We start from the raw sequence: 24,260 nt of genomic DNA on the forward strand, positions 1-24,260 counted from the left end.
TAAAACGGCAAAGGCCTGGCCGGATGGCCAGGCGCATCGGTTCAGCGCTTGAAGTGCTTGTTGAAGGCGTAGCTGGAGATTTCCGTACGGTCCAGGCCAAGCTGCGCGAGTTCGCTGGTGTTCATCCGGTTCAGGCGTTCAAACTCGGTCGCGGCGCGATGAGCAGAGCGGATGTCACGGACAAAACCTGTCAGAAGATCGAATTTCATTTCGTGTTCCCTTCGTTCTGGTCGGACGGTGTCTCTTTCTCCGTCCCTGTCCGCCAATCAACATAGGTTTTGCTGCAGCGCACACAACAGACAAGATTGCATTGCAGCACTGCCACTTTCGAATGGCTGAACAGCCAAACAGCGCCGACACCTGAGCGATTTGCATAGCTGGCTTACCGGCTCTGCAGAAAATACCGGTTTAAATGTGCACAAAGTGCACTTATTGTCGTTACCAGAGGAAACAACACAAGGAGCCGAAAATGGCCCATTCCCTGTTCGAGCCGGCCCCACCGCCCCTGCACGAGAAAATCTGGCGGCGTGTCAGAGATCTCAATTTCAGTGCTCCTTCGCGCGATCCGCGATCAACGGAAACCGCGAAAGGAACCGACCCGGCATTGCTCCGGCAGGCAGCGCGCCTGGATGCGCGCGGCCGGCTGGAGCTTCTGGAAAACGTCCTGATTTCAAAGCCGATCGGAAAATAAAAAGGCCGCGCACCGTTGGGTACGCGGCCTGTTTATACTGTCTATCTATGAAGGTTGGTATTAGTCCGGCAATCCGGTCACATTTCAAAACCCAGCATCTGCCCGACGGCAAAGACGTCCTTGTCGCCGCGGCCGCACAGGTTCATGACAAGGATCTGGTCCTTGTCCATCTGCGGCGCGAGCTTGACGACCTGGGCCAGGGCATGCGCGGGTTCCAGGGCCGGGATGATGCCTTCGACGCGCGTCAGCATCTGGAAGGCATCCAGAGCCTCGGTGTCCATGATCGGCACGTATTCGACGCGGCCGATCTCCTTGAGCCAGGAATGCTCCGGACCGATACCCGGATAGTCGAGACCCGCGGAGATCGAGTGGCCTTCAAAGATCTGGCCGTCGTCGTCCTGGAGGAGATAGGTCCGGTTGCCGTGCAGCACGCCGGGCTTGCCGGCGGTCAGGGACGCGCAGTGCTCCTCGCCGACGAGGCCGCGTCCGCCCGCTTCCACGCCGTAGATCCTGACGTGCTTGTCATCCAGGAACGGATGGAACAGGCCGATAGCGTTGGAGCCGCCGCCAACGGCCGCCACGAGCGCGTCCGGAAGTCGGCCCTCGGCCTCGAGCATCTGCTCGCGCAGTTCCTTGCCGATCACTGACTGGAAGTCACGCACCATCTCCGGATAGGGATGGGGACCGGCAGCGGTTCCGATCAGGTAGTAGGTATCCTCGACATTGGTCACCCAGTCACGCAGGGCTTCATTCATGGCGTCCTTGAGCGTGCCGGCGCCCGCCGTCACCGGGACGATCTCCGCGCCGAGAAGTTTCATGCGGAAGACGTTCGGCTTCTGGCGCTCGACATCGGTTGCGCCCATGTAGACAACACAGGGCAGGCCGAAGCGCGCGCAGACTGTCGCGGTTGCAACGCCATGCTGGCCGGCGCCCGTCTCGGCGATGATACGCGTCTTGCCCATGCGCTTGGCCAGCAGGATCTGGCCGAGGCAGTTGTTGATCTTGTGCGATCCGGTGTGGTTCAGCTCGTCGCGCTTGAAATAGATCTTTGCGCCGCCGAGCTCCTCCGTCAGGCGCTCGGCAAAATAGAGCGGCGAGGGCCGGCCGGTATAATGCTTGTTGAGCGTCTCGATCTCCGCATGGAACTCTGGATCGTTCTTGGCGTCCTTGTAGTGCTGTTCCAGATCGAGGATCAGCGGCATCAGGGTTTCAGCGACATAGCGACCGCCGAAAATGCCGAAATGTCCCCGATCGTCCGGACCTGTCCGGATGCTGTTCGCCATATCGTTCACGCGTTTACTCCTTCACCCGGGCGACGCCGGAAATCATGCACTTCTGGCCGCCGCCATGAAAGCGCGAATTAATTCGCTGTCCTTGACGCCCTTCTCCCGCTCGACGCCGGAAGAGACATCAACGGCCGACACGCCGCTTTGCCGAATAGCATCGGCGACATTGGCCGGGTCCAGTCCTCCTGACAGAAGGAAAGGTTTGTTCAGGTCCAGATCCTTCAAAAGGGTCCAGTCATAGGATACCCCGTTTCCGCCGGGCAGCTCCGACCCCTTGGGCGGCTTGGCATCGAACAGGATCCAATCCGCTACAATAGAGTAGTAATGCGCGCGTTCCAGATCTTCGCGTTCGGCAACGGACAAGGCCTTCATGACCTTCGTGCCCTGCATGACCTTGGCAGCCGCCAGGGCTTCCGGCGCTTCCGAGCCATGAAACTGGAAGATATCCGGATTGACCAGCTCCCGGATCCGCGACAATCCGTCCGGGTCCATGTCGACGGTCACAGCGACAATCTCGGATTTTCCGCGGGCCATGTCAGCAAGCTTGCACGCCTTGCTGAGCGACACGTGGCGCGGGCTCTTGGGAAAGAACATCAGGCCGACCATGTCGGCGCCTGCGTCCAGCGCCGCTTCCATGGTTTCCTCGGTCGAAAGGCCGCAGATTTTGACTTTCACATCAGACATGGGATCGAGGTATCGCCGCTGCAGAACCGTTTGTCAAAAGGGGATTTTGCGCTTATTGCGTCGCCCTGGCTCGAAAAATGGCCAAGGCAATCCGAATGACCCGGTTTCCGACTTCGTTTCCGCGTTTCAGAGCATGCAGGCAGATTGAATGCTTCACTACCGTCACTCTTGGGCAGACCAGCAGAAAACGATCGTCTTTCTTCATGCGGCCGGTTTCGACGGCCGTATCTGGAAACAGGCCGGGGAACAGCTCACCGATTTCCATTGCGTCTGTCCCGACCTGCCCGGTCATGGCCAGTCCAAGGCCGTGCCGGTCACGGACTTCGACGCCGCGAGCGATGCCGTCGCGGAGCTGATCGACCGCGTCGGCAAGGGTCCGGTCCACCTCGCCGGCCTTTCCATGGGTTCCTACATCGGCTTCCGCGTGCTGGCCCGGCACCCGCATCTCGTCGAAAGCGCCGTCTTCAGCGGCTTTCAGCATGTGCCGATCGAGGTTTCCGGGGTCATGCGCGCGTTGATGACTGCCTCGTCCTTCATGATGAATTCCCGCAAGAACCGGGAAAAGATGGCGCGGTCTCTCGGCGTCAACGACACGTCGCTCGTCAGCCAGCGGGGCGGCCGCCCCAATGCCTCGTCAAAAACCATGCGCAAGATCAGCTCGCTGGCGCTGGATTTCGATGTCGCCGCCGACCTACACAGCGTCGAAACGCCCACGCTCGTGCTTGCCGGTGAGACCGAACATCCATCCATCGTATCCGCCTTGCCGGCCTTTCAGACCGGAATGCCGCATTGCACCGCCCGCATCATTCCCGGGCTTGGCCATGGCTGGATCGCGACCGAGCCGGACCTCTTCGCGCAAACCCTGCGCGCCTGGTTTCTTCAGGAGCCCCTGCCCGAGGGTCTCAAGGCAATAACAGAGGACTGACGCCCGGATCGATCGCGCCGGTCGGTGCTTTTTCCTTGTCATCCCTGTGAAGGCAGGGATCCAGCAACCCCTTGTCTCGCCTTCTTTATCCTACTCCATCGGCATGAATTACCGGTTCCGGGTCTTGCCGCTGTTGCGGCGAACCGGGCCAACACCGCGGTTCTCCGATCCTGGATCTTCGCTCCGCTACGTCCGGGATGACGAAATTTAGTCAAACCTCACCGTAGTCATCCCGGACGACTGAAAGGAGATCCGGGACCGGAGAGGCACTGCAGTTCGAGAAGAGCGATCGTGGTCTTCTTATTAAAAATACGCGCACTCCCGCGAAGTGGTCCTCACTGGTTCAACGTGAGATACAGATCGCACCAATCGGGATTCAGCTTTTCGATCAGCTCGAATTTCCAGCGCCGCCGCCATCGCTTGATTTGTTTTTCTCTTGTTATGGCAGCAGCAATTTCGATGTGGCTCTCGTACCAGACCAGTGTTTTCGTACCGTATTTCTCCGAAAACCCTTCGATAAGACCCTCGCGGTGCTCGTAAACTCTTCGAGCCAAATCCGTTGTGACACCGGTGTACAGCGTTTCATAGGGCCGCGACGCAAGGATATAGACCCAGGCTGTCACTTCAGTGATCCGTTGCCTTTCTTCTGTGGCTCTCCGATCCCGGCTCTGCGCTTCGCTTGGCCGGGATGACGATGGTCAGGATGGTCTCAGCTTCGTCATCCCGGACGACTGAAAGGAAATCCGGGATCGGGGAGCCGCGAAAGCCTGAAGAGTGCAAAACCCTCACGACACGTTGTAGGCGGCGATGGCGGCCATGTTGACGATGTCGCTGTCCTTGGCACCGATGGGAAGGATCTGGATGGACTTGTCGAAACCGGTCAGGAGCGGGCCGATGACGGTGGCGCCACCGAGTTCCTGCAGCATCTTCGTGGAGATCGACGCGGAGTGGAAGGCCGGCATGACCAGAACGTTGGCGGGGCCGGAGAGCCGGCAGAACGGATAGGCCGCCATCCGGTCCATGTTCAGGGCCACATCCGCGGCCATGTCGCCGTCATATTCGAAGTCGACACGGCGGCGATCCAGGATCTTGACCGCCTCGATGACTTTCTCGGAGCGCTCGCCGCGGGGATGGCCGAAGGTGGAATAGGCCAGCATCGCAACCCGCGGCTCGTAGCCGAGCTTGCGCGCGACATGAGCGGCCTCCTCGGCAATATCGGCCAGTTCTTCCGAATTGGGCATGTCGATGACGGCCGTGTCGGCGATCACGACATTGCGGCCGCGCACGAGGGCAAGGGAGACGCCGATCACCCTGTGACCGGGCTTCGGATCGATGGTCGCCTTCACCGTGTCCAGCGCCACGGAATAGTTCCGGGTCAGGCCGGTGACCATGGCATCCGCGTCGCCCCGTGCAACCATGATCGCGCCCCAGTAGTTCCGGTCGTTGTTGACCATGCGCTGACAGTCACGCAACAGGTAGCCGCGCCGCTGGAGACGGCCGTAGAGATATTGCGCATAATCGGCGTTGCGGTCGGACAGGCGCGCGTTTTGAATGGAAATGCCGGGACGGTCGATATCGACACCCGCCTGGTGCGCCATGTTGGCGATCTCGTCTTCCCGGCCGATCAGGATCGCCTCGCCAAGGCCCTGTGCGACAAACGCCGCCGCCGCGCGGATCACCGGCTCTTCCTCGCCTTCTGCAAAGACCACGCGCTTCGGCTGCTGGCGTACCTTGCTGAAAATTCGCTGCAGCGTGCCGGCAATCGGGTCGCGCCGGGCGGACAGCTGGAGCTTGTAGGCTTCCATGTCGACGATCGGACGCTTGGCAACGCCCGAATCCATCGCCGCCTGCGCAACGGCAGGCGGGATGGCGCTGATCAGCCGCGGATCGAACGGCACGGGGATGATGTATTCGGGACCAAACTTCGGTCTGTTGCCCCGATAGGCGGCAGCGACTTCGTCGGGGACTTCCTCGCGGGCGAGCTGAGCAAGCGCCTGGGCACAGGCAACCTTCATGTCGTCATTGATCGTGGTCGCGTGAACGTCAAGCGCGCCGCGGAAAATATAGGGAAAGCCGAGTACGTTGTTGACCTGGTTCGGATAGTCCGACCGGCCCGTCGCGACAATGGCGTCGTCGCGGACGGCGGCAGCCTCTTCCGGCGTGATCTCCGGGTCGGGGTTCGCCATGGCAAAGATGATCGGGTTCGGCGCCATGACACGCAGCATGTCCGGCGTCAGGGCACCCTTGACCGAAACCCCGAAGAAGACGTCCGCCCCCTTCATCGCATCGTAGAGCGAGCGGTCGGAGGTTTCGATGGCATGCGCGGATTTCCACTGGTTCATGCCTTCGGTTCGGCCCTTGTAGATCACGCCCTTGGTGTCGCAGAGCGTGATGTTGTCGTGCGGGATGCCCATCGCCTTGACGAGTTCGATGCAGGCAATGCCTGCGGCACCGGCACCGTTGCAGACGACCTTGGTCGTTTTCATGTCGCGGCCGGTCAGGTGCAGGGCGTTGAAGAGCCCGGCCGCGGCGATGATCGCCGTGCCATGCTGGTCGTCATGGAATACGGGGATGTCCATCAGTTCGCGCAAGCGCTGCTCGATGATGAAACAGTCGGGCGCCTTGATGTCCTCCAGGTTGATCCCGCCGAAGGAGGGGCCGAGATAGCGGACGGAATTGATGAATTCCTCCACGTCCTGTGTTTCGACTTCCAGATCGATGGAATCGACGTCGGCGAACCGCTTGAACAGAACCGACTTGCCCTCCATGACCGGTTTGGAGGCGAGTGCACCCAGATTGCCGAGACCGAGGATGGCGGATCCGTTGGAAATCACGGCGACGAGGTTTCCCTTCGTCGTGTAGTCATAGGCCCGGCTCGGATCTTCCGCGATCGCCAGTACCGGCACCGCCACGCCCGGCGAATAGGCGAGCGACAGGTCGCGCTGCGTCGCCATCGGTTTGGTCGGCGTGACTTCCAGTTTGCCGGGCCGGCCCTCCTGGTGGAATTGCAGTGCTTCCTGGTCGGTAAAACTGATGCTTGTTTTCGGCGAAGACTTATCGGTGGACATGGCGCGGGCGTTTCCTCTTCGTCGCACTTCTTGATGAGGCGGGGACCTGACCTTATCCCCTGGAAAATGAAGCCTCAAGCCAAGATGGCATACCCCTTTTGTGGAATGACGGCCAAGGTTTGCTACGTATTTCACATGAGTGAACAGAGCGCGCAGAAAATCGCCCCGGCAGACCATAAGGTCACGCCGATGATGGCCCAGTTTATGGAAATCAAGTCCGCCAATCCGGACAGCCTGCTGTTCTACCGGATGGGCGATTTCTACGAACTCTTCTTCGACGACGCGGAAGTTGCCTCGCAGGCCCTCGGCATCACGCTCACCAAGCGCGGCAAGCACCAGGGTGCCGACATACCGATGTGCGGCGTGCCGGTTCATGCCGCCGACGACTACCTGCAGAAGCTCATCGCCAAGGGACACAGGGTTTCGGTCTGCGAACAGACCGAGGATCCGGCCGAGGCGAAGAAACGCGGCTCGAAATCCGTGGTGCGCCGGGACGTGGTGCGCCTGGTCACGCCGGGAACACTCACCGAAGAACGCCTGCTGGACGCGGGCACAAGCAATTATCTGATGGCTCTGACCCGTCTGAAGGGCGGGTCCCTGGGCAATGATGCCGTTTTCGGTCTCGCGTGGATCGACATGTCGACCGGGTCGTTCCAGGTTTCGGAGACGGACCAACAGCGGCTTGCCGCCGACCTGGCGCAGGTGTCGCCGCGCGAACTGATCCTTGCCGATACGCTCTTGCAGGAGAGCGAGCTTCGCCTTGTCGCGGAGCAATCGGGAAGCGCCCTCTCACCCGTCCCGCGCGCCTTTTTCGACAGTTCGACGGCCAGCGACCGGCTGGGTCAGTATTTCGGCGTGAAGACCCTCGACGGCTACGGAACCTTCAGCCGGGCGGAACTTTCGGCCGCCGCCGGGATCCTGTCCTATATCGAACGCACGCAGCTTGGCGAACGCCCGCCGCTCGACCCGCCCATGCGCGAGGCAGGAGCGGGCCGCATGCTGATCGACCCGGCGACACGGGCCAATCTGGAGCTCGCGCGCACGCTGTCCGGAGAGAAGCAGGGGTCGCTGCTCGCCACCATCGACAGGACGGTCACCGGAGGCGGCTCGCGCCTGCTGGCCAGCCGCCTCGCCGGGCCGCTGGTCAATGTCGGCGCCATAACGGAGCGGCACGATTCGGTTGCCTACTTCCTCACCAACGAGATCATGCGGGAAGGCCTGCGCCAGACGCTGAAGGGAGCGCCGGACATGGCCCGGGCTCTTTCCAGGATCGCGCTCAATCGCGGCGGGCCTCGCGATATCCTGAGCGTTGCACAGGGCCTCGCCGCCGCCCGCGCGGTTCTCGACCAGACCCGGATCGGAGACATTCCCGCCGAAATCACCGAGGCCCGGCAAAGCCTCGAGCACGCGCCGCACGCTCTCGGCGATCAGCTCGTGTCCGCGATCAGGGAAGAGCCGCCGCTCCTGAAACGGGACGGCGGGTTCATTGCCACCGGCTACAGTTCCGATCTTGATGAGTTGCGCGCGCTTCGGGACGAAAGCCGCAAGGTGATCGCAAAGCTGCAGGCGGACTATTCCGAGGAGCTCGGCCTCAGATCCCTGAAGATCAAGCACAACAACGTGCTTGGCTGGTTCATCGAAGCCCCGACCGCGCAGACGGAAAAGCTGACCGCCGATCCGGCGCGCTTCATTCACCGGCAGACCATGGCCGGCGCCATGCGATTCACCACCACCGAGCTGGCGGACCTGGAATCGAAGATTGCCAGCGCGGGCGAGCGGGCGCTTGCCATCGAGCTGGAGATCTTCGAGCAGCTGGCGCAGGCGATCATCGATGCGGGTGGTGCGATCAAGGCCGCTGCGCAGGGTCTCAGCGTGCTGGACGTTTCCGCTGCGCTGGCAAAACTCGCCCAGGATGAAAACTATGCCAGGCCGGTCGTCGATGACAGCCGCGCCTTCGACATCAGGGACGGCCGCCACCCGGTCGTGGAACGCGCGCTCCGGGCATCGGGCGGTGACAGCTTTGTCGCCAACGACGCCAATCTCGGTCCCGATGCGCCGGAGGAAACCGGCCATATCTGGCTGATTACCGGTCCGAACATGGCCGGTAAATCGACCTTCCTGCGCCAGAACGCACTGATCGCGGTCCTTGCCCAGATGGGATCCTTCGTTCCGGCAAGCGAGGCTCATATCGGCATTGTCGACCGGCTGTTTTCACGCGTGGGTGCGGCAGACGATCTTGCGCGGGGCCGGTCCACCTTCATGGTCGAGATGGTGGAAACGGCCGCCATCCTCAACCAGGCAGGCGACCGGTCACTGGTGATCCTCGATGAGATCGGGCGCGGAACCGCCACCTTCGACGGCCTGTCGATTGCCTGGGCAACGATCGAGCACCTGCACGAGGTCAACAGGTCCCGGGCGCTGTTCGCGACCCATTATCACGAACTGACAGCGCTTTCGGCCAAGCTTGACCGGCTGTCGAATGCAACGGTCTCCGTCAAGGAATGGAACGGCGAGGTCATCTTCCTGCACGAAATCGTGCCGGGAGCTGCGGACCGTTCCTACGGCATCCAGGTCGCGAAACTCGCCGGATTGCCGGCGAAGGTCGTCGAACGGTCAAAACAGGTGCTGGGCCAGCTGGAAGAGCAGGACCGGCGGTCACCGGCGGAGAGCCTGATCGACGAGTTGCCGCTTTTTGCCAGCGTCGCGGCAGCGACGCCCAGCGCCACGGGCCTGGCACACGAACCCGACCCGGTCGTGACGGCGCTGGAAGACATCGATCCAGACGACATGACCCCGAGAGAAGCGCTCGACGCGCTCTACAGGCTGAAGACACTGCAGACGCGTAACAAGGAGTGACTGCTCTTTTTGCGTGACCCGGCACGCAAGTCCGACTAGGCTACCCGTACCTGCCTGACCCCTCCATGTGCGGCGATTCCGACAATGTACTCCTTAACGCAACTCCCCCGACAGGTGTTGCTGATCATGCTCTTGCAGTTCATCAAGAGCCTTGGCGCATCCGCGCTGATCCCCCTCATGAGCTTTTTCATCGTTGAGGGTCTCGGGTCCAGTCCCTGGCAGGTGGGGTTCTACACGGGTCTGGTGATGCCGCTGACCCTGGTCGCCAACCGATGGGCGGGAGAGCGGCTCGACCACGGCTTTCCGGTCAAGCGCCTGCTTCTGATTTCAATATCAGCTTTCATCGTGGCGACGTCGCTGCTGACGCAGGTGTCCGGCCTGATGATGCTGGTTCTTCTGGTCGCGCCCCTGATGAGCCTTGCCAATATGGGGTCGGGCACGATTTTCACCTACGCGCGCCTCCATGCAGAGCAGAACGGGCTCGACGTCGCCCGGATCAATTCCTGGCTGCGGATGATGGTGTCTCTTGCCTGGATGATCGGGCCGGCGGCGTCCTTTACCCTGGTCTCCCTGTTCGGCTTTGGCCCGACGTTCCTGAGCGCCTGTGCTGTCGGTGTCTGTTTCCTGGTTCTCGCGTGGACCACGGTGCCCGCCAGCTTCAGATCCGAACGCAGGAAAAAGAACGATGCCGGCAAGGACCCGATCAATTGGGGCTTGCTGATTGCGGGACTGACATGCCTCGGCTTCATCATCACGAACACACTGTTTGTCTCCGCGATGCCGCTGTTTTTCGTGAAGGAGATCGGCCTTCCCGGGTCGACGCCCGGGCTGTCCCTTTCGGTCAAGTGCGTGGTCGAGGTGTTCATGATCTTCTGGTCCGTCCGTCTGGCTGAACGCATTGGTATTCGGCAGGTTCTGATGATCGCGGCCGTGTTGGCGCCCACCAGCATGATCCTGTTCGCACAGGTCGGCGCATTCTGGCATGTCATGGCCGCATCGGTGGTCGAGGGCGCGTATTACGGGCTTTTTGCAGGTGTCTCTATCAGCTACGTGCAGAGCTTCGCGCCCGACCGGCCTGGGCGCGCGACCGCTGTTTACATGAACAGCCTGTTCCTGGGCGGCATGATCGGCAGCATCTCGATGGGCGTCATCGCCAGTGCAACGGATTTCAAGACGGTGCTCTACGTTGCCGCCGGATCCTCGGTGGTGGCACTGCTGATCTTGATGGCAACGTTCCGGATGAGACCCGCTCCTGCTCAGGACGTCGCCTGAACGCCGCCGGCTTTCGCGACCGAAAGGGCGTTGGCCATGGCGCCGGCAAAGGTGGTCCGGTCGTCCGGATTGAGGAAGTTGCCCAGATCCACGCTCTCGCCGCGGCTCGTCAGCGTGATTTTGACGACGCCCTCGTCCTCGATCCGGTCGATCGAGAGGCGCACCCAGAAGGGGTTGAAGCGGAACTCCTGATAGCGTTTGCCCGGCCCGACCTTCCGGATGATCAGCTCGTTGCGGGAGACGATCACTTCCTCATGGGTCCGCGCGGACTTGTAGTTCATGCGGAATGCGAACCAGAGCAGCGCGATGTCGAGACCGAAAAAGCCGAAGACCGGCCAGGCGCCAATGCTCCAGAACAAAATGCCGGCGACAAAACTGACCGCGCCGAAACACAGCATCAGGATCATGAACCCGTTCGGTCCCAGCGACCGGTAGGGCGTCAGCACGGCCGTGAAAAAAGGCCTGTCCAGATCGTCTGTCCGGTCATAATTCTCGGAATTCGGATTGTTCTCGCTCATGAGGTCTGATTATAGAGGGTTCATGACCCAAGCAAAGAGCCCCGCCGCCCGCAAATCCCAAAAACGGCCTGCCAAGCCGAAACAGGCCAAAAAGACCGCCCCTTCCGTGGACAATCCCGGCAAGGTGCTCAAGCGCTCGCGCTATAACAAGGCGGAGACCTACGCGATTTTCCAAAGGTTCCACGCGGACAACCCCGAACCGGAGGGAGAGCTTGACTACGTCAACGCCTTCACGCTGCTGGTCGCCGTGGTCCTGTCGGCACAGGCTACCGATGTCGGCGTGAACCGGGCGACAAAGACCCTTTTCCAGATCGCCGACACGCCGGAGAAAATGCTCGCGCTCGGCGAAGACAGGGTCCGGGAGGAAATCAAGACGATCGGCCTCTACAAGAACAAGGCAAAGAACGTCGTGCTCCTGTCCGAGCAGCTGATCCGGGATCACGGCGGCACCGTGCCCGAAGACAGGGAGGCGCTGGAGAAATTGCCGGGCGTCGGCCGAAAAACCGCCAACGTGGTCCTCAACATCTATTTCGGCCATCCGACGATTGCCGTCGACACGCATCTCTTCCGTCTCGGCAACAGGATCGGCATTGCACCGGGCAAGACGCCACTCGATGTTGAAAAGGCCATGGAAAGAGCGGTTCCGAAGGAGTTTTCCCTCCATGCGCATCACTGGCTGATCCTTCACGGCCGCTACATCTGCAAGGCGCGCAAGCCCGAATGCAGGCGCTGTGTCATCTATGACCTGTGCAGAAGCCCAGAAAAAGAACCGTTCGATGCGGTTCCGGAGATTGCCGTGCGCACGAAGGCGCTGGTCGAAAGGGGTGATGTCGCTTGAGTTTGTCCAGCGGACCCGTTCCGGAATGCAGCCGGCTGACTTTCCGGCTGCCAAAGGCGGAGGACGCGTCCTTCTACAATACCCTCATGAACGAACCGGATTATCACCGCTTCATTGCGGATCGCGGTATCCGGTCGGACGCGGACGCTGCAACCTTCATTGGGACAAAGACCTTGGCGCATTTTACAGAGCACAAGGTCGGTCTCTGGCTTGTCGAGCTCAAGGAAACCGGTGCCCCGATCGGTGCATGCGGCCTGGTGGTCCGCGACGATCTCGACGCCCCTGATCTCGGCTATGCATTCCTGGAGGACGCCCGCGGCAAGGGCTATGCGAGGGAAGCGGCCGGCGCGGTGCTGGACTTCGTCAGGGAAAAGATGGATCTGCCGATGATCTGCGCGATCACGCATACGGAAAACGAGCGGTCGGCCAGCTTGCTGGTGAAGCTCGGGTTTGCCGCAAAAGGTCAGCGCTACCTCGCGGCCTATGACGACACATCGGATTATTTCGAGTATGTATTCGACCGCGGCCGTGACTAATCAGACCGTGCAGTTGGACTAGCGCTTTTCGCGTACCCTGACCACCACGTCGACGCGCACGATTTCCATGCCATCCGGAGCCTCCGGGATCGCATCGATCCCGACGCCTTCGCCCGGTATGTCGATCACCCGGTTCTCGCCTTCGATGAAGAAGTGGTGGTGATCGGACACGTTCGTGTCGAAATAGGTCTTGTTGCCGTCAATCGCGACCTCGCGAAGCAGGCCGGCTTCCGTGAACTGGTGCAGCGTGTTGTAAACCGTAGCCAGGGATACGGGCACGTCCGCGGCAACCGCTTCTTCGTGAAGAAGCTCCGCAGAGATGTGGCGGTCACCCTTGGAATACAGCAGCTCAGCCAGGGAAACACGCTGACGAGTCGGCCGCAAACCTGCCGTTCGCAGTATGTTGGTCACATCCTTGCCGGTCGATTGCGTTGCCGCGTGCGTCGTCATTCCAGATTGTTCCAAATCTAAATCCTTGTTTTAGCTTGCCATTTACGGAACGGATCAAGCTTGCCAAGGGCCTGCTGCACAAATTGTTCGCCTATATCTGCCATTTCTTGTGCCTGAAATGCAAGTTTTAACCGCACGGCACCATGAAACGCGCCGGTTATATTTAATCTCTACTTTTGCTCAAAACTTGCCAAATGGCCTCAGAATCCCTGTAATTTCACTCAACTGACATCTTTCGAACATGGTTCCCCTGTGTTAGGAAGGCGCCGCAAACAGAACCAAAAACAAACCCGTTCCGACCAGGGATAGTGGGTAGGAAGCAAGAAAACGGATCCTGAATGACCGAGCGCCGCTCCAGCTACGACTACGAAGATCTGCTCGCCTGCGGCCGCGGCGAGCTTTTCGGCCCGGGCAACGCCCAATTGCCGCTCCCGCCGATGCTGATGTTCGACCGTATCACGGACATCTCCGAAACAGGGGGTGAATTCGACAAGGGCTACGCGCGCGCCGAATTCGACATCAAGCCCGATCTCTGGTTTTTCCCGTGCCACTTTCAGGGAAATCCGGTCATGCCGGGTTGTCTCGGACTGGACGCCCTGTGGCAGCTGACGGGTTTCGTGCTCGGCTGGCTCGGACTGGAAGGAAAGGGCATGGCGCTATCCACCGGCGAGATCAAGTTCAAGGGCATGGTCACTCCGGACGTCAAGCTGGTCGAATATGGTGTCGACTTCAAACGCATCATGAAAGGCCGTCTGGTTCTCGGCATTGCCGACGGTTGGCTGAAAGCCGACGGCGAACAGATCTACAAGGCAACGGATCTGCGCGTCGGCCTGGCAAAAACCTGAGGCCAGACTCATAGACAGCATCCAACCGGCGGTCCTTTGTCTTGGGCGCGCCGGTTTGTGCATTATGTAAGGCGAATGAGCCAAATAGCGGACAGAGGCTCGCGCCCCGGAAACATTAGGAGACCGCAATGAGACGCGTTGTCGTCACCGGTATCGGAATCGTATCATCCATCGGATCGAATGCCCAGGAAGTGCTGGCCAGCCTCCGGGAAGGCAAGTCCGGAATTCAATTTGCCCCGGATTACGCGGAACACGGCTTCCGCAGCCAGGTTCACGGCATGCCGGATGTCGATATCCCGTCGCTGATCGACAAGCGGCAATTGCGCTTCATGGGCGACGGCGCGGCCTATAACTACATCTCGATGCAGCAGGCGATCGCCGACAGCGGCCTGGAAGAAAGCGATGTTTCCAACACGCGCACCGGCCTGATCATGGGCTCCGGCGGCCCGTCCACAAAGAACCTGTTCCAGGCGCACCAGATCGTTCTGGAAAAAGGCGCGCCGAAGCGCATGGGTCCGTTCATGGTCACGCGCGGGATGAGTTCGACAAACTCGGCCTGCCTGGCAACGCCCTTCAAGATCAAGGGCATCAACTATTCGATTACGTCCGCCTGCTCGACCTCGGCCCATTGCATCGGCGCCGCAACCGAGCAGATCCAGTTCGGCAAGCAGGACGTGATGTTCGCAGGCGGCGGTGAAGAACTCGACTGGACACTGTCCTGCCTGTTCGATGCCATGGGCGCCATGTCCTCCAAATACAACGACACGCCCCAAACAGCCTCAAGGGCTTATGATTCCACGCGCGACGGCTTCGTCATCGCCGGCGGCGGCGGTGTTGTCGTTCTTGAAGAACTGGAGCGCGCCAAGGCACGCGGCGCGAAGATCTACGCGGAAGTCACCGGTTATGCGGCCAACTCCGACGGTTACGACATGGTGGCACCGTCCGGCGAGGGCGGCGAACGCTGCATGCGTCTTGCCATCGAAACCCTCGGCGAGCGCAAGGTCGACTACATCAACACGCACGGCACATCGACACCAGTCGGCGATATCGGCGAGATCGAAGCAATCCGGCGCGTCTTCGGCGACGATCAGCCGCCGGCTTCATCGACAAAGTCGCTGACCGGCCACAGCCTCGGCGCGACCGGCGTCCAGGAAGCGATCTATTGCCTCTTGATGCTCCAGAACGATTTCATGACGGCCTCGGCCAACATCACGGACCTCGACCCGGCCCTGAGCAGGGACGAGATCGTGACGGAACGCGTCGACAATGCCGGCCTGGACACCGTCCTTTCCAACAGCTTCGGTTTCGGCGGCACAAACGCCTCCCTCGCGCTGTCACGCTACCACGGCTGAGGAGGCCCACATGTCTGATCTGATGAAGGGCAAACGCGGCTTGATCATGGGCGTTGCCAACGACCATTCCATCGCGTGGGGCATTGCCAAGACCCTGTCCGAGCATGGCGCCGAGCTCGCCTTCACCTACCAAGGCGAGGCGTTCGGCCGCCGCACCAAACCGCTGGCCGAATCCGTCGGCAGCGACATTCTGCTGCCGTGCGACGTGGAGGACATCGATTCCGTCGATGCCGTCTTCAGCGCCCTGAAGGAACGCTGGGGCAGCATCGACTTCCTGGTTCATGCCATTGCCTTTTCCGACAAGTCGGAGCTGCGCGGCAAATATGCCGACACGACCCGCGAAAACTTCTCCCGGACGATGCTGATTTCCTGCTTTTCGTTCACGGAGATTGCCAAGCGGGCCGCGGACATCATGCCGGATGGCGGCTCGATCATCACCCTGACCTATGGCGGGTCCACCAAGGTCATGCCGAACTACAATGTCATGGGTGTCGCCAAGGCCGCGCTCGAATCTTCCGTAAGGTATCTTGCTGTCGACTACGGCGAACAGAATATCCGCGTGAATGCCATTTCCGCGGGACCGGTCCGGACGCTGGCTGGATCGGGTGTTTCCGACGCGCGCCTCATGTTCAATTTCCAGAAACGGAATTCGCCGCTTTGCCGCACCGTTTCGCTCGACGAAATCGGCGGGACCGGGCTTTACCTGCTGTCGGACCTGTCCGGCGGCGTTACGGGCGAGGTCCACTTCGTCGACAGCGGCTACAACATCATGTCAATGCCGCGCCTTGACGAACTGAAAGCTCAGGAAAGCCAGGCGGATTAGAGTCAGGACCCCTATCAACGGTTCAAAGGCGGCCCATGGCCGCCTTTTTCTGTTTTTGCAGCCCGTTTCTAGCGTGGCCACCATCCTTCGAGACAGCGCGAAGCGCTTCCTCAGGATGAGGCTGCGTGCTTGGCATGACTGAGATGGACATTTCTCTTCAGGGCAATCAACCGACCGCCACCCCACTGTGGTCATCCCCGACTTGATCGGGGATCCAATGTCTTTCGATCGATGCAGAAGCGGGCTTGAGTGTTCCCGTCAGACGCACCGGAAAATTCATAATCGCTCTGGAAGTAAGTAGATCCCCGATCAAGTCGGGGATGACAGAGGCGGGGCCTGTGCAAGTTGTCGGCTAGCCCTACCTTGCCCAGCACGGAGCCTCATCCTGAGGAAGGCCAAAGGGCTGTCTCGACGGATGGGGCGCTGTGCTGCGGCGCGGCTCAGTCTTCCAGGATCTCGTCCGGGTAAACGCCGAAGAGGCGGGTCTGGTCGAGCCAGCCTTCGTATTCGCTGCCGTTGACGCGGCACCAGCCGCCGGCGCATTCGGTGACCGAGGTGAGCACGAACGGCTCCAGTTCGGCGACGATATCGGCGTCGGATTTGGAGCGCGCGCGCAGCGGGGTGCGGTTGGTCTTTTCCCAGGGCGTGACGAGCGCGGTCCGGCGGCCGGACAGAAGGGAGTGGAACACCCAGCCGACCTTGCCTTCCCAGTCGCGGATACGGCGCCAGTTTTCGAACTCCTGGATGATTTCTACCGGCAGACCGGACTGAACGAAGGTCCAGGCCACGGCGTGTTCGCGGGACGGGCCGACCCGGACATTGACCCGATCGGATTTCAGGCTGACGAAGCGCGGCACCGGCAGTCCGGAGGCCCCTGTTGACGTGCCTTGCGACCACGCGGGCGCGAAGGACCAGCTGACCGCGAAGAGGATTGCTATCACACTCAGGATTTGGCGGCGGCCTGGAAACGAACGGGTCATATTATCCAGTTGTCCAACTTGTTCTTGATCTTTGAGTTGCGTCAAATCTGTAACGAAAAAACTGCGTAAAAACCACCTTGCCGTTTCAGGCACGTGGGCAATGCGCCGCGAATGAAACCGATCTCTTGTTTCTGCCGAACCATCTGGTAAGGAGAAGGGTGCGATTTCGTGCGCTCGTGCAACGCGCAGCATCAAGGTGAATCCATTGGGGTTAACAAACTCCCAATGAATCGCGAAAGGCAGTTGGTATGGCGAAAAAGAAGCCTGTCGTCGTTGTGACCCGGAAGCTTCCGGACGTGGTTGAAACCCGGATGCGCGAGCTGTTCGAGACGCGCCTTAATGAAAATGACAGGCCCTTCAGCCAGGCCGAACTGGTCGAGGCTGTCAGATCTGCGGATGTGCTGGTCCCGACCGTGACCGACCGCATCGATTCGTCGGTCCTGTCGCAGGCAGGCGAAAACCTGAAGCTCATCGCCAATTTCGGCAACGGTGTCGACAATATTGACGTGGTGACCGCCAACAATCGCGGCATCAACGTCACCAACACGCCGGGCGTTCTGACGGAAGACACGGCCGACATGACCATGGCCCTGATGCTGTCCGTGCCGCGACGTCTTGCCACAGGAATAAGCGCCCTGGAAGCAGGCGACTGGGCAGGCTGGTCACCGACCTGGATGCTCGGGCACCGGATCTGGGGCAAGCGGCTTGGCATCATCGGCATGGGCCGCATCGGCCAGGCCGTCGCGCGCCGCGCCAAGGCGTTCGGCATGTCGATCCACTATCACAACCGCCGCAAGGTCGCCGACGAGATCGAAGAAGAGCTGGAGGCAACCTACTGGGAAAGCCTCGACCAGATGCTGGCGCGCATGGATGTTGTCTCCATTCACTGCCCGCACACGCCGGCAACGTTCCATCTCCTGTCCGCCCGCCGGCTGAAGCTCCTGAAAAAGGATGCCTATGTGGTCAACACCGCACGCGGCGAGGTCATCGACGAAAACGCGCTGATCCGCATGCTTGAAGCCGGCGACCTGGCCGGCGCGGGCCTCGATGTTTTCGAACACGAACCGGCCGTCAATCCGAAACTCGTCAAACTGGAAAACGTCGTGCTGCTGCCGCATATGGGCTCGGCCACGATCGAAGGCCGCATCGAAATGGGCGAGAAGGTCATCATCAACATCAAGACCTTCATGGATGGGCACCGTCCGCCGGACCGCGTCCTGCCGTCCATGCTCTAGTCCGCCAGATCAAGGCGCCGGCTCTCGAGCACCCGGTTCGATAAAATTGGGAAGGCGCTTCGGCTAAGGCACCTACTCGCTGCGGTATTTGCCCCAGAGAGCGCTTTCACCCATGCCTTCGACAAAGGCCTTGTGCGCGGCATACTCTTCGTCCGTCAATCGGGGCGCGAGCGGTGCCGGCCGTTTCCTGGCATTGAATGTGCCGAGCTCACCCGAAATCACGGCCGTTCCTGAAGAGGTTGAAACCTCTTCCTCGTGGAGCAGTCCAAGAGCCGTCTGTCGGCCCCCGATCAGCTCGAGATAGACTTCCGCGAGGATTTCCGCATCGAGCAACGCGCCGTGCTTCACGCGCCTGGAGTTGTCGATGCCATAACGCGAGCACAGGGCGTCGAGCGAATTCGGGCCCGTCGGGTGCTTGCGGCGTGCGATTTCCAATGTGTCCAGTACCTGGGTGTTCGGAATGATCCGCCGCCCGGCGCGCTCGAGCTCCGTGTTGATGAAGCCCATATCGAACGCAGCATTGTGGATGACGAGCGTCGCGTCACCGACGAACGCCAGGAATTCATCGGCAACCGCGGCAAAAAGCGGTTTGTCGGACAGGAACTCCTCGGAAAGGCCATGAACGCGGAAGGCCTCTTCGGGCATGTCCCGTTCCGGGTTGATATAGACGTGATAGGAGTTTCCGGTCGGAATGTGATTGATCAGCTCGACGCCGCCGATTTCCACCAGGCGGTCGCCACCGCGCGGGTTGAGGCCGGTCGTTTCCGTATCAAAGGATATTTCACGCATGGTTCGCCTTTCACTGCCTTGCCCAGTGTGCCGCGTCCGTCGGATGACGCAAGCGGGCCGGCCGGTTTTCCCCGATGATCAGCGTTTCGTCTGGCGGTTCCGGATCTGCTCAAGGATGTCGCCAACCCTTTTATCGGCCGCCTCCAGCCCCAGGCCGGTATCGATCAGGTAGTCGGCACGCTTGCGTTTTTCGGCATCCGGGACCTGTTTTTGCAGGATCGCCTGAAACCGCTCTTCGCTCATGCCGTCGCGAGACAGAACACGCGCGCTCTGGATGTCCGCATCCGCCGTCACCACGACGACGACATCGACCCGGTCTTCCCCGCCGGTTTCAAACAGGAGCGGGATGTCCATGAGCACAACCGAATGACCATCAAGCCGCGCAAGATCCAGAAAGGTCTGCTCTTCCTCGCGGACCAGCGGGTGCACGATTTCCTCCAGACGCTTCATCGCCTCCGGATTGCCGAGGACCTGTTTGGACAGGCGCGTGCGATCAACCCTGCCGTCCACGATCGTCCCGGGAAACGCATCGCCGATCAACGGGACTGCACGGCCTTCATAAAGGGCATGCACGCAGGCGTCGGCATCGTGAACCGGAACGCCTCTTGCCGCGAACATTTCGGCAGTCGTCGACTTGCCCATGCCGATGGACCCGGTCAGCCCGATCCTGATCACACGATCACCCCCAGGTCCTTCAGTGCGAGCGTTCTGAGTTCATCCGTCACAACGGGCCGTTCGCCGAACCAGCGCTCGAATGCCGGCACCGCCTGGTGCAGCAGCATGCCGATACCGTCCACCGTCGGATTTCCCCGGGCGGCGGCCTGTTTCAGGAGATCGGTCTCAAGCGGGGAATAGACGATGTCGTTGACGAGGGCGTTTTGCGGCAGGCCCGAGAGATCGATTTCAAGGGGTGGCTTCCCGGTCATGCCGAGAGATGTCGTGTTTACCAGCACGTCTGCCTGTGCAAGTATTGTCCCCAGATTGTCCCAGCCATGCGCAATCGTTCCGGTGCCAAATTCCTCGACGATTTTCTCGGCTTTTTCCCTGGTGCGGTTGACGATATGCACTTCTGTGCAGTTCCGCGACAGCAGCGCCCAGACGATCGCGCGGGCTGCTCCGCCGGCGCCAAGAACAACGGCGGTCCCCGGTGTCTCGTCCCAATTCGGAGCAAGCTGGTCGAGGTTGCCGAGAAAGCCGAGCCCGTCGGTATTGGCGCCGCACAGCCTGCCTGTCTCGTCCAGCCAAAGCGTGTTCGCCGCACCCATCGCACGGGCCGCATCATCAAGCCAATCGCAAGCCCTTGCCGCGATTTCCTTGAACGGAACCGTCACGTTGGCACCGATCAGTCCAGCATCGGCGAAATGTTCATAAAAATGTTCTGCATTCTCCGGTGGGACATCCACACGTCCGTATTCGCCTTCGATCCCGTGCTTCGCGAGCCAGTATCCGTGTATCAGCGGCGATCTGGAATGCGACACCGGATGGCCTGTTATGGCGGCCTTTCTTACAGATCCGCTCATGTTTCGATGACCCCGAGTGTGCGCAATTCCGCGAGCAGCGGTAGCAAGGGAAGGCCCAGAATGGTGAAGTAGTCGCCGTCGATCTTTTCGAAAAGCTGGACGCCCAGGCCTTCCAGCTGATAGGCCCCGACGCTCGAAAGAACGCTGTCCCCGGCATTCGCCAGGTAGTGGCCAACATAGGCCGGGGTCAGCTCGCGCATTTTCAGCCGTGCCGTCGACACGTTGCGCCAGATTGCTTCGCCGTTGCGGGATATCACGACGGATGAATGGAGTTCATGGACCTTGCCGGAAAATGCCAGCAACTGGCGGCGCGCGGCTTCCATGTCTTCGGGCTTGGTGCGCCGCTCGCCCTCGAATGCCAGGATCTGGTCGGCGCCAACCACGAGGTCGGCAGGTCTGCGGCCGCTGACATCGTTGGCCTTTGCCTCGGCCAGAACGCTTGCGAGATCTTCCGGGGGAAAATTCGCTTCCAGAAGCGGCTGCTCCACGGCTCTCTCGTCGACATCCGAGGGGTCGGTCTCAAAATTCAGACCCGCATTTTTCATCAATTCGGCGCGGATCCTGCTGCCGCTGGCAAGTACAAGTGCCATGTTGTTTTATTCCTATCCGTGCATCAGATGGCTCAGGCGCCGGCCGAAGTGTCCGTATCCGACTTGAAGCCCTTGAAAAGTGTCATGATTTCGGCTGCGGTTTCCTCCACCGACCGGCGCGTGACATCGATCAGCGGCCACTCGTTTTCGGAACAGAGCCTGCGTGTCATGTTGATCTCCTGCGAAATTTCCTTCCGGTCGACATAAGTATCGTTGTAACCGTCTGAATTCAAAGAAAGAACCCGGTTTCGGCGGATCTGCTGGATGCGTTCGACAGATGCGATGAGCCCCACGATCATCGGACCTTTCAGTGACTTCACATGATCCGGCAAAGGGATGCCCGGCACGAGCGGTACATTGGCCGCCTTGATGCCCCGATTGGCAAGGTAGATGCACGTCGGTGTCTTCGATGTCCTGGAAATACCGATGAGAACGATATCGGCGGATTCCAGGTCGTCCCAGACCTGTCCGTCATCGTGCATCATCGTGTAGTTGAGTGCTTCCATCCGGCGGAAATACTCCGCATCGAGTTCGTGCTGTCCGCCAACGCGGTGGGTCTGCGTGACGTTCAGATAGGACTGAAACACGGCGAAGACGGGATCTAGTATGTTGACGAAAGGCAGGCCGAGATCCCGGCATTTCTGTTCCAGTCGCTTTGCGATCTCGTCATCGACAAGCGTGTAGAGGACGATCCCCGGCGCGTTCTCGATCTCCGCAATCACCCTGTCCAGCTGCTTTGACGAGCGAACCAGAGGATAGACATGCTCGATTTCCTGGACGTTCTCGTATTGAACAGTCGCAGCACGCGCCACGGTCATGAGCGTTTCACCGGTCGAGTCGGATACGAGATGCAGGTGAAAGTAGTGACGCGACTTGTTCACGGTATCATCCCCAGGGCTGTTGACGGATTGGGAGTATTCTTGGTGCCCGGTTGGGGTGTACGAAGTTTATGCCCGATCATCAATATTTGTTAACAAAGCTCTAACGCGCGGAAACTGTATCCGAAACGATTGTGCATGGATGTGGATTCACAATTCATCTGTGACATTTCGACAGACTATCCACCTGCGCCCAATTTCTTAACGAAAGGTAAACACACTGCCAACTGCCTGTAAATAAATCATGAATCGGGTTATCGACTCTTGGGGAGCAATTTATCTGTCTTTCTCCTGAAAATTTTCCCGCATGGAAATTTGTGCAAATGCATTGTGGATAGAAATTGATCCCGGTAATCCACTGACAATAAGAAAAAACAGATTCAAATATAGAATCTTGTTTGGTTTGAAATGTGGGAAAGGTACAGCCTCATGAAGTCTCAAGACAGAACCGTGATGCGGGTTCTCTCAGGAGAGAAGATCTGGCCGCCTCCCATATGGATGATGCGCCAGGCGGGACGCTATCTTCCCGAATACCGGGAAGTCAGAGCCAAGGCTCGGAACTTTCTGGATTTCTGCTACAGCCCGGACCTGGCAACAGAGGTCACGCTTCAGCCGATCCGCCGTTACGGTTTTGATGCAAGCATTCTCTTTTCCGACATTTTTGTCGTGCCTGACGCAATCGGCTATCCGGTTCGTTTTGAAGAAGGCCGTGGTCCCGTACTGGAACCTCTGTCTTCCGATCTCATAGATCGTCTTGAACAGGAACGCGCCGAGGATCATCTCAAACCGGTCATAGAGACGGTCGGTCGGCTTCGGGCGGAACTTCCTGCGGAAACCACCCTTCTGGGCTTCTGCGGCGCTCCCTGGACCGTTGCGTGCTATTCGGTGGCAGGTCATACCACCCAGGATCAGATCGCGGCCCGTGTCGGTGCCTATCGCGATCCGGACCTGATGCTGCGTTTTGTCGACCAGCTGGTGACGGCCTCGATCCGGTACCTGGTGCGGCAGCTGGATGCGGGTGCGGACGCCGTCCAGATTTTCGATACCTGGGCTGGGGTTCTGGACGAGGCCGGTTTCAAGCGCTGGTCCATCGAACCGACCCGACGGATCGTCGAGGGTGTCCGCGCTCAGCGGCCGGATGCGAAGATCATCGGATTTCCCAAGGCTTCTTCCGCCCGGGTCCTGTCCTTCGTTGAAGGGACCGGTGTGGATGCGGTCGGTTTCGACTGGACGGCTCCGGATCAGCTGGCGCTGGAAATTCAGCGGAAACTTCCCATCCAGGGAAATCTCGATCCGATGCGGCTTGTTGCCGGCGGGCCGGCCCTCGAGGACGGCATCGCGCATATTCTCCGGACCTTCAACCAGGGACCGCTGATCTTCAATCTCGGCCATGGTGTTACCCCGGACGCGGATCCGGAAAATGTTGCGAAAATGGTCGAACAGGTGCGGAAGGGCTGACCCATGGATCTGTTTTTGTGGGTCAAGTCGCTTCACGTCATCTCGATCATCGCGTGGATGGCCGGAATGTTGTACCTGCCGCGGCTGTTCGTCTACCACGCCGAGGCGGAAATCGGCTCGGTCCAGTCCGAGACCTTCAAGGTCATGGAACGGCGTCTTTTGAAGGCGATCATCAATCCTTCGATGATTGCCGCCTGGATATTCGGATTGTGGGCAGCCTACGAATTGTCCGTGTGGCAGGACGGGTGGTTCCATGCAAAGTTTACGCTCGTGCTGATCATGTCCGGCGTGCACGGATATCTCAGCCGGTGCGTGAAGGCGTTTGCGGCGGATCGCAATACACGATCGCAGCGTTTTTACAGGATTTTGAATGAGGTTCCGACCGTTCTTATGGTTGTGATCGTCATACTGGTCATCGTCAAACCCTTTTGACGCGGGCTGACGGGCAGCAGCCGAAATACTGCTGCCCATTTTTTGGCTGATCGGGTCCGGGCGAAGCCTGAAAAATCGGCAGATTTCCGGTCTTGCGGTTTGACCAAAAACACATTATCTTCGCGCCACTTCAAATCGGCGCATGTAGTTTCAAGCTGTAACGCTTCGCCGAACAATCTGGATACATCTAGACGTCTCTCAGATATTGTCTGGCCGACCCATCATCTCCGGCAC

At 60.0% G+C, this 24,260-nt stretch carries 25 protein-coding genes; 12 read left to right on the forward strand and 13 right to left on the reverse strand.

What is annotated here, in order from left to right; translation table 11 throughout:
- Positions 1-41 precede the first annotated feature (41 nt).
- A complete protein-coding gene (locus tag ACO08A_RS10780; RefSeq protein ID WP_306142371.1) occupies positions 42-209 on the reverse strand; it encodes a hypothetical protein in 168 nt (55 codons plus the stop codon).
- A gap of 260 nt (positions 210-469) precedes the next feature.
- On the opposite strand from ACO08A_RS10780, the gene ACO08A_RS10785 reads away from it, so the two are divergent.
- On the forward strand, positions 470-691 hold the full coding sequence (locus tag ACO08A_RS10785) for a hypothetical protein (protein ID WP_422041075.1): 222 nt from the start codon (positions 470-472) through the stop codon (positions 689-691).
- Positions 692-768: 77 nt separating this feature from the next.
- Here ACO08A_RS10785 and trpB read toward each other — a convergent pair whose 3' ends face one another.
- The gene (gene trpB / locus ACO08A_RS10790; RefSeq protein ID WP_422041742.1) at positions 769-1,974 is read right to left on the reverse strand and encodes a tryptophan synthase subunit beta; all 1,206 of its coding nucleotides are present in this window, start codon (positions 1,972-1,974) and stop codon (positions 769-771) included.
- 42 nt (positions 1,975-2,016) lie between these two features.
- The gene (locus ACO08A_RS10795; protein WP_422041076.1) at positions 2,017-2,661 is read right to left on the reverse strand and encodes a phosphoribosylanthranilate isomerase; all 645 of its coding nucleotides are present in this window, start codon (positions 2,659-2,661) and stop codon (positions 2,017-2,019) included.
- Between the two features lie 148 nt (positions 2,662-2,809).
- Between ACO08A_RS10795 and ACO08A_RS10800 the strand changes: the two genes are divergently transcribed.
- Positions 2,810-3,586 (forward strand): alpha/beta fold hydrolase, encoded by a 777-nt coding sequence (locus ACO08A_RS10800; protein WP_422041077.1) that lies wholly within the window; start codon positions 2,810-2,812, stop codon positions 3,584-3,586.
- A 335-nt stretch (positions 3,587-3,921) separates the two neighbouring features.
- On the opposite strand, the gene ACO08A_RS10805 is transcribed toward ACO08A_RS10800, so the two are convergent.
- Entirely contained in the window at positions 3,922-4,209 is a 288-nt protein-coding gene (locus tag ACO08A_RS10805) for a GIY-YIG nuclease family protein (RefSeq protein ID WP_422041078.1), read from the reverse strand.
- Between the two features lie 162 nt (positions 4,210-4,371).
- Entirely contained in the window at positions 4,372-6,654 is a 2,283-nt protein-coding gene (locus ACO08A_RS10810; RefSeq protein WP_422041079.1) for an NADP-dependent malic enzyme, read from the reverse strand.
- A 135-nt stretch (positions 6,655-6,789) separates the two neighbouring features.
- Here ACO08A_RS10810 and mutS point away from each other — a divergent pair, with 135 nt between their 5' ends.
- Both mutS and ACO08A_RS10820 read left to right on the forward strand, forming a co-directional pair.
- The gene (mutS, locus tag ACO08A_RS10815) at positions 6,790-9,510 is read left to right on the forward strand and encodes a DNA mismatch repair protein MutS (protein ID WP_422041080.1); all 2,721 of its coding nucleotides are present in this window, start codon (positions 6,790-6,792) and stop codon (positions 9,508-9,510) included.
- 126 nt (positions 9,511-9,636) lie between these two features.
- Entirely contained in the window at positions 9,637-10,782 is a 1,146-nt protein-coding gene (locus tag ACO08A_RS10820; RefSeq protein ID WP_422041081.1) for an MFS transporter, read from the forward strand.
- Here ACO08A_RS10820 and ACO08A_RS10825 read toward each other — a convergent pair.
- Positions 10,767-11,300: a DUF2244 domain-containing protein gene (locus tag ACO08A_RS10825; RefSeq protein ID WP_421980454.1), complete on the reverse strand. Its 534-nt coding sequence runs from the start codon at positions 11,298-11,300 to the stop codon at positions 10,767-10,769. The two genes, ACO08A_RS10820 and ACO08A_RS10825, sit on opposite strands and share 16 nt — an antisense overlap.
- A 22-nt stretch (positions 11,301-11,322) precedes the next feature.
- On the opposite strand from ACO08A_RS10825, the gene nth reads away from it, so the two are divergent.
- Both nth and ACO08A_RS10835 read left to right on the forward strand, forming a co-directional pair.
- Positions 11,323-12,138, forward strand: coding sequence for an endonuclease III (gene nth, locus ACO08A_RS10830; protein WP_422041082.1), 816 nt, complete (start codon positions 11,323-11,325; stop codon positions 12,136-12,138).
- Positions 12,135-12,674, forward strand: coding sequence for a GNAT family N-acetyltransferase (locus tag ACO08A_RS10835; protein WP_422041083.1), 540 nt, complete (start codon positions 12,135-12,137; stop codon positions 12,672-12,674). The genes nth and ACO08A_RS10835 overlap by 4 nt, the downstream gene beginning before the upstream one ends.
- Positions 12,675-12,692: 18 nt before the next feature.
- Here ACO08A_RS10835 and irrA read toward each other — a convergent pair whose 3' ends face one another.
- Positions 12,693-13,124, reverse strand: a complete 432-nt coding sequence (irrA, locus tag ACO08A_RS10840) for an iron response transcriptional regulator IrrA (RefSeq protein ID WP_422041084.1) — start codon at positions 13,122-13,124, stop codon at positions 12,693-12,695.
- Between the two features lie 338 nt (positions 13,125-13,462).
- Between irrA and fabA the strand changes: the two genes are divergently transcribed.
- The 3 genes from fabA to fabI all read left to right on the forward strand — a co-directional run bounded on the left by fabA (position 13,463) and on the right by fabI (position 16,144).
- On the forward strand, positions 13,463-13,969 hold the full coding sequence (gene fabA / locus ACO08A_RS10845) for a 3-hydroxyacyl-[acyl-carrier-protein] dehydratase FabA (RefSeq protein ID WP_421980450.1): 507 nt from the start codon (positions 13,463-13,465) through the stop codon (positions 13,967-13,969).
- A 128-nt stretch (positions 13,970-14,097) separates the two neighbouring features.
- Entirely contained in the window at positions 14,098-15,321 is a 1,224-nt protein-coding gene (gene fabB / locus ACO08A_RS10850; protein ID WP_422041085.1) for a beta-ketoacyl-ACP synthase I, read from the forward strand.
- A gap of 10 nt (positions 15,322-15,331) precedes the next feature.
- Positions 15,332-16,144, forward strand: coding sequence for an enoyl-ACP reductase FabI (fabI, locus tag ACO08A_RS10855; RefSeq protein ID WP_422041086.1), 813 nt, complete (start codon positions 15,332-15,334; stop codon positions 16,142-16,144).
- Between the two features lie 440 nt (positions 16,145-16,584).
- On the opposite strand, the gene ACO08A_RS10860 is transcribed toward fabI, so the two are convergent.
- Entirely contained in the window at positions 16,585-17,124 is a 540-nt protein-coding gene (locus ACO08A_RS10860; protein ID WP_422041087.1) for an SH3 domain-containing protein, read from the reverse strand.
- 248 nt (positions 17,125-17,372) lie between these two features.
- On the opposite strand from ACO08A_RS10860, the gene ACO08A_RS10865 reads away from it, so the two are divergent.
- Positions 17,373-18,359 carry a 2-hydroxyacid dehydrogenase gene (locus tag ACO08A_RS10865; RefSeq protein WP_422041088.1) on the forward strand — a complete coding sequence of 329 codons (987 nt, stop codon included), beginning with the start codon at positions 17,373-17,375 and terminating at the stop codon, positions 18,357-18,359.
- A gap of 72 nt (positions 18,360-18,431) precedes the next feature.
- Here ACO08A_RS10865 and dnaQ read toward each other — a convergent pair whose 3' ends face one another.
- From dnaQ to ACO08A_RS10890, 5 genes are all read right to left on the reverse strand, one after another.
- Positions 18,432-19,148 (reverse strand): DNA polymerase III subunit epsilon, encoded by a 717-nt coding sequence (dnaQ, locus tag ACO08A_RS10870; protein WP_422041089.1) that lies wholly within the window; start codon positions 19,146-19,148, stop codon positions 18,432-18,434.
- 78 nt (positions 19,149-19,226) lie between these two features.
- Entirely contained in the window at positions 19,227-19,823 is a 597-nt protein-coding gene (coaE, locus tag ACO08A_RS10875; RefSeq protein WP_422041090.1) for a dephospho-CoA kinase, read from the reverse strand.
- Positions 19,820-20,668: a shikimate dehydrogenase gene (locus tag ACO08A_RS10880; protein WP_422041091.1), complete on the reverse strand. Its 849-nt coding sequence runs from the start codon at positions 20,666-20,668 to the stop codon at positions 19,820-19,822. The genes coaE and ACO08A_RS10880 overlap by 4 nt, the downstream gene beginning before the upstream one ends.
- A complete protein-coding gene (locus tag ACO08A_RS10885) occupies positions 20,665-21,258 on the reverse strand; it encodes a Maf family protein (protein WP_422041092.1) in 594 nt (197 codons plus the stop codon). Before ACO08A_RS10885 ends, ACO08A_RS10880 begins: the two co-directional genes overlap by 4 nt.
- A gap of 32 nt (positions 21,259-21,290) precedes the next feature.
- Positions 21,291-22,076 (reverse strand): pyruvate, water dikinase regulatory protein, encoded by a 786-nt coding sequence (locus ACO08A_RS10890; protein WP_422041743.1) that lies wholly within the window; start codon positions 22,074-22,076, stop codon positions 21,291-21,293.
- Positions 22,077-22,565: 489 nt separating this feature from the next.
- Between ACO08A_RS10890 and hemE the strand changes: the two genes are divergently transcribed.
- Both hemE and hemJ read left to right on the forward strand, forming a co-directional pair.
- On the forward strand, positions 22,566-23,594 hold the full coding sequence (gene hemE / locus ACO08A_RS10895; RefSeq protein ID WP_422041093.1) for a uroporphyrinogen decarboxylase: 1,029 nt from the start codon (positions 22,566-22,568) through the stop codon (positions 23,592-23,594).
- 3 nt (positions 23,595-23,597) lie between these two features.
- The gene (hemJ, locus tag ACO08A_RS10900; protein WP_422041094.1) at positions 23,598-24,026 is read left to right on the forward strand and encodes a protoporphyrinogen oxidase HemJ; all 429 of its coding nucleotides are present in this window, start codon (positions 23,598-23,600) and stop codon (positions 24,024-24,026) included.
- Positions 24,027-24,260: the final 234 nt, after the last annotated feature.

Source organism: Roseibium sp., from assembly GCF_965232425.1.
In the GTDB taxonomy this organism is placed as follows: Bacteria; Pseudomonadota; Alphaproteobacteria; order Rhizobiales; family Stappiaceae; genus Roseibium.

Bases quoted from the DNA above. Each gene is read 5' to 3' on its own strand.
- ACO08A_RS10880 (WP_422041091.1), bottom strand. From the start codon at position 20,668: ATGAGCGGATCTGTAAGAAAGGCCGCCATAACAGGCCATCCGGTGTCG.
- fabI (WP_422041086.1), top strand. From the start codon at position 15,332: ATGTCTGATCTGATGAAGGGCAAACGCGGCTTGATCATGGGCGTTGCC.
- irrA (WP_422041084.1), bottom strand. From the start codon at position 13,124: ATGACGACGCACGCGGCAACGCAATCGACCGGCAAGGATGTGACCAAC.
- fabA (WP_421980450.1), top strand. From the start codon at position 13,463: ATGACCGAGCGCCGCTCCAGCTACGACTACGAAGATCTGCTCGCCTGC.
- ACO08A_RS10810 (WP_422041079.1), bottom strand. From the start codon at position 6,654: ATGTCCACCGATAAGTCTTCGCCGAAAACAAGCATCAGTTTTACCGAC.
- nth (WP_422041082.1), top strand. From the start codon at position 11,323: ATGACCCAAGCAAAGAGCCCCGCCGCCCGCAAATCCCAAAAACGGCCT.
- fabB (WP_422041085.1), top strand. From the start codon at position 14,098: ATGAGACGCGTTGTCGTCACCGGTATCGGAATCGTATCATCCATCGGA.
- ACO08A_RS10800 (WP_422041077.1), top strand. From the start codon at position 2,810: ATGCTTCACTACCGTCACTCTTGGGCAGACCAGCAGAAAACGATCGTC.
- ACO08A_RS10820 (WP_422041081.1), top strand. From the start codon at position 9,637: ATGCTCTTGCAGTTCATCAAGAGCCTTGGCGCATCCGCGCTGATCCCC.
- dnaQ (WP_422041089.1), bottom strand. From the start codon at position 19,148: ATGCGTGAAATATCCTTTGATACGGAAACGACCGGCCTCAACCCGCGC.
- ACO08A_RS10890 (WP_422041743.1), bottom strand. From the start codon at position 22,076: ATGACCGTGGCGCGTGCTGCGACTGTTCAATACGAGAACGTCCAGGAA.
- mutS (WP_422041080.1), top strand. From the start codon at position 6,790: ATGAGTGAACAGAGCGCGCAGAAAATCGCCCCGGCAGACCATAAGGTC.
- ACO08A_RS10860 (WP_422041087.1), bottom strand. From the start codon at position 17,124: ATGACCCGTTCGTTTCCAGGCCGCCGCCAAATCCTGAGTGTGATAGCA.
- hemJ (WP_422041094.1), top strand. From the start codon at position 23,598: ATGGATCTGTTTTTGTGGGTCAAGTCGCTTCACGTCATCTCGATCATC.
- ACO08A_RS10885 (WP_422041092.1), bottom strand. From the start codon at position 21,258: ATGGCACTTGTACTTGCCAGCGGCAGCAGGATCCGCGCCGAATTGATG.
- ACO08A_RS10865 (WP_422041088.1), top strand. From the start codon at position 17,373: ATGGCGAAAAAGAAGCCTGTCGTCGTTGTGACCCGGAAGCTTCCGGAC.
- hemE (WP_422041093.1), top strand. From the start codon at position 22,566: ATGAAGTCTCAAGACAGAACCGTGATGCGGGTTCTCTCAGGAGAGAAG.
- ACO08A_RS10825 (WP_421980454.1), bottom strand. From the start codon at position 11,300: ATGAGCGAGAACAATCCGAATTCCGAGAATTATGACCGGACAGACGAT.
- ACO08A_RS10785 (WP_422041075.1), top strand. From the start codon at position 470: ATGGCCCATTCCCTGTTCGAGCCGGCCCCACCGCCCCTGCACGAGAAA.
- ACO08A_RS10780 (WP_306142371.1), bottom strand. From the start codon at position 209: ATGAAATTCGATCTTCTGACAGGTTTTGTCCGTGACATCCGCTCTGCT.
- trpB (WP_422041742.1), bottom strand. From the start codon at position 1,974: ATGGCGAACAGCATCCGGACAGGTCCGGACGATCGGGGACATTTCGGC.
- ACO08A_RS10795 (WP_422041076.1), bottom strand. From the start codon at position 2,661: ATGTCTGATGTGAAAGTCAAAATCTGCGGCCTTTCGACCGAGGAAACC.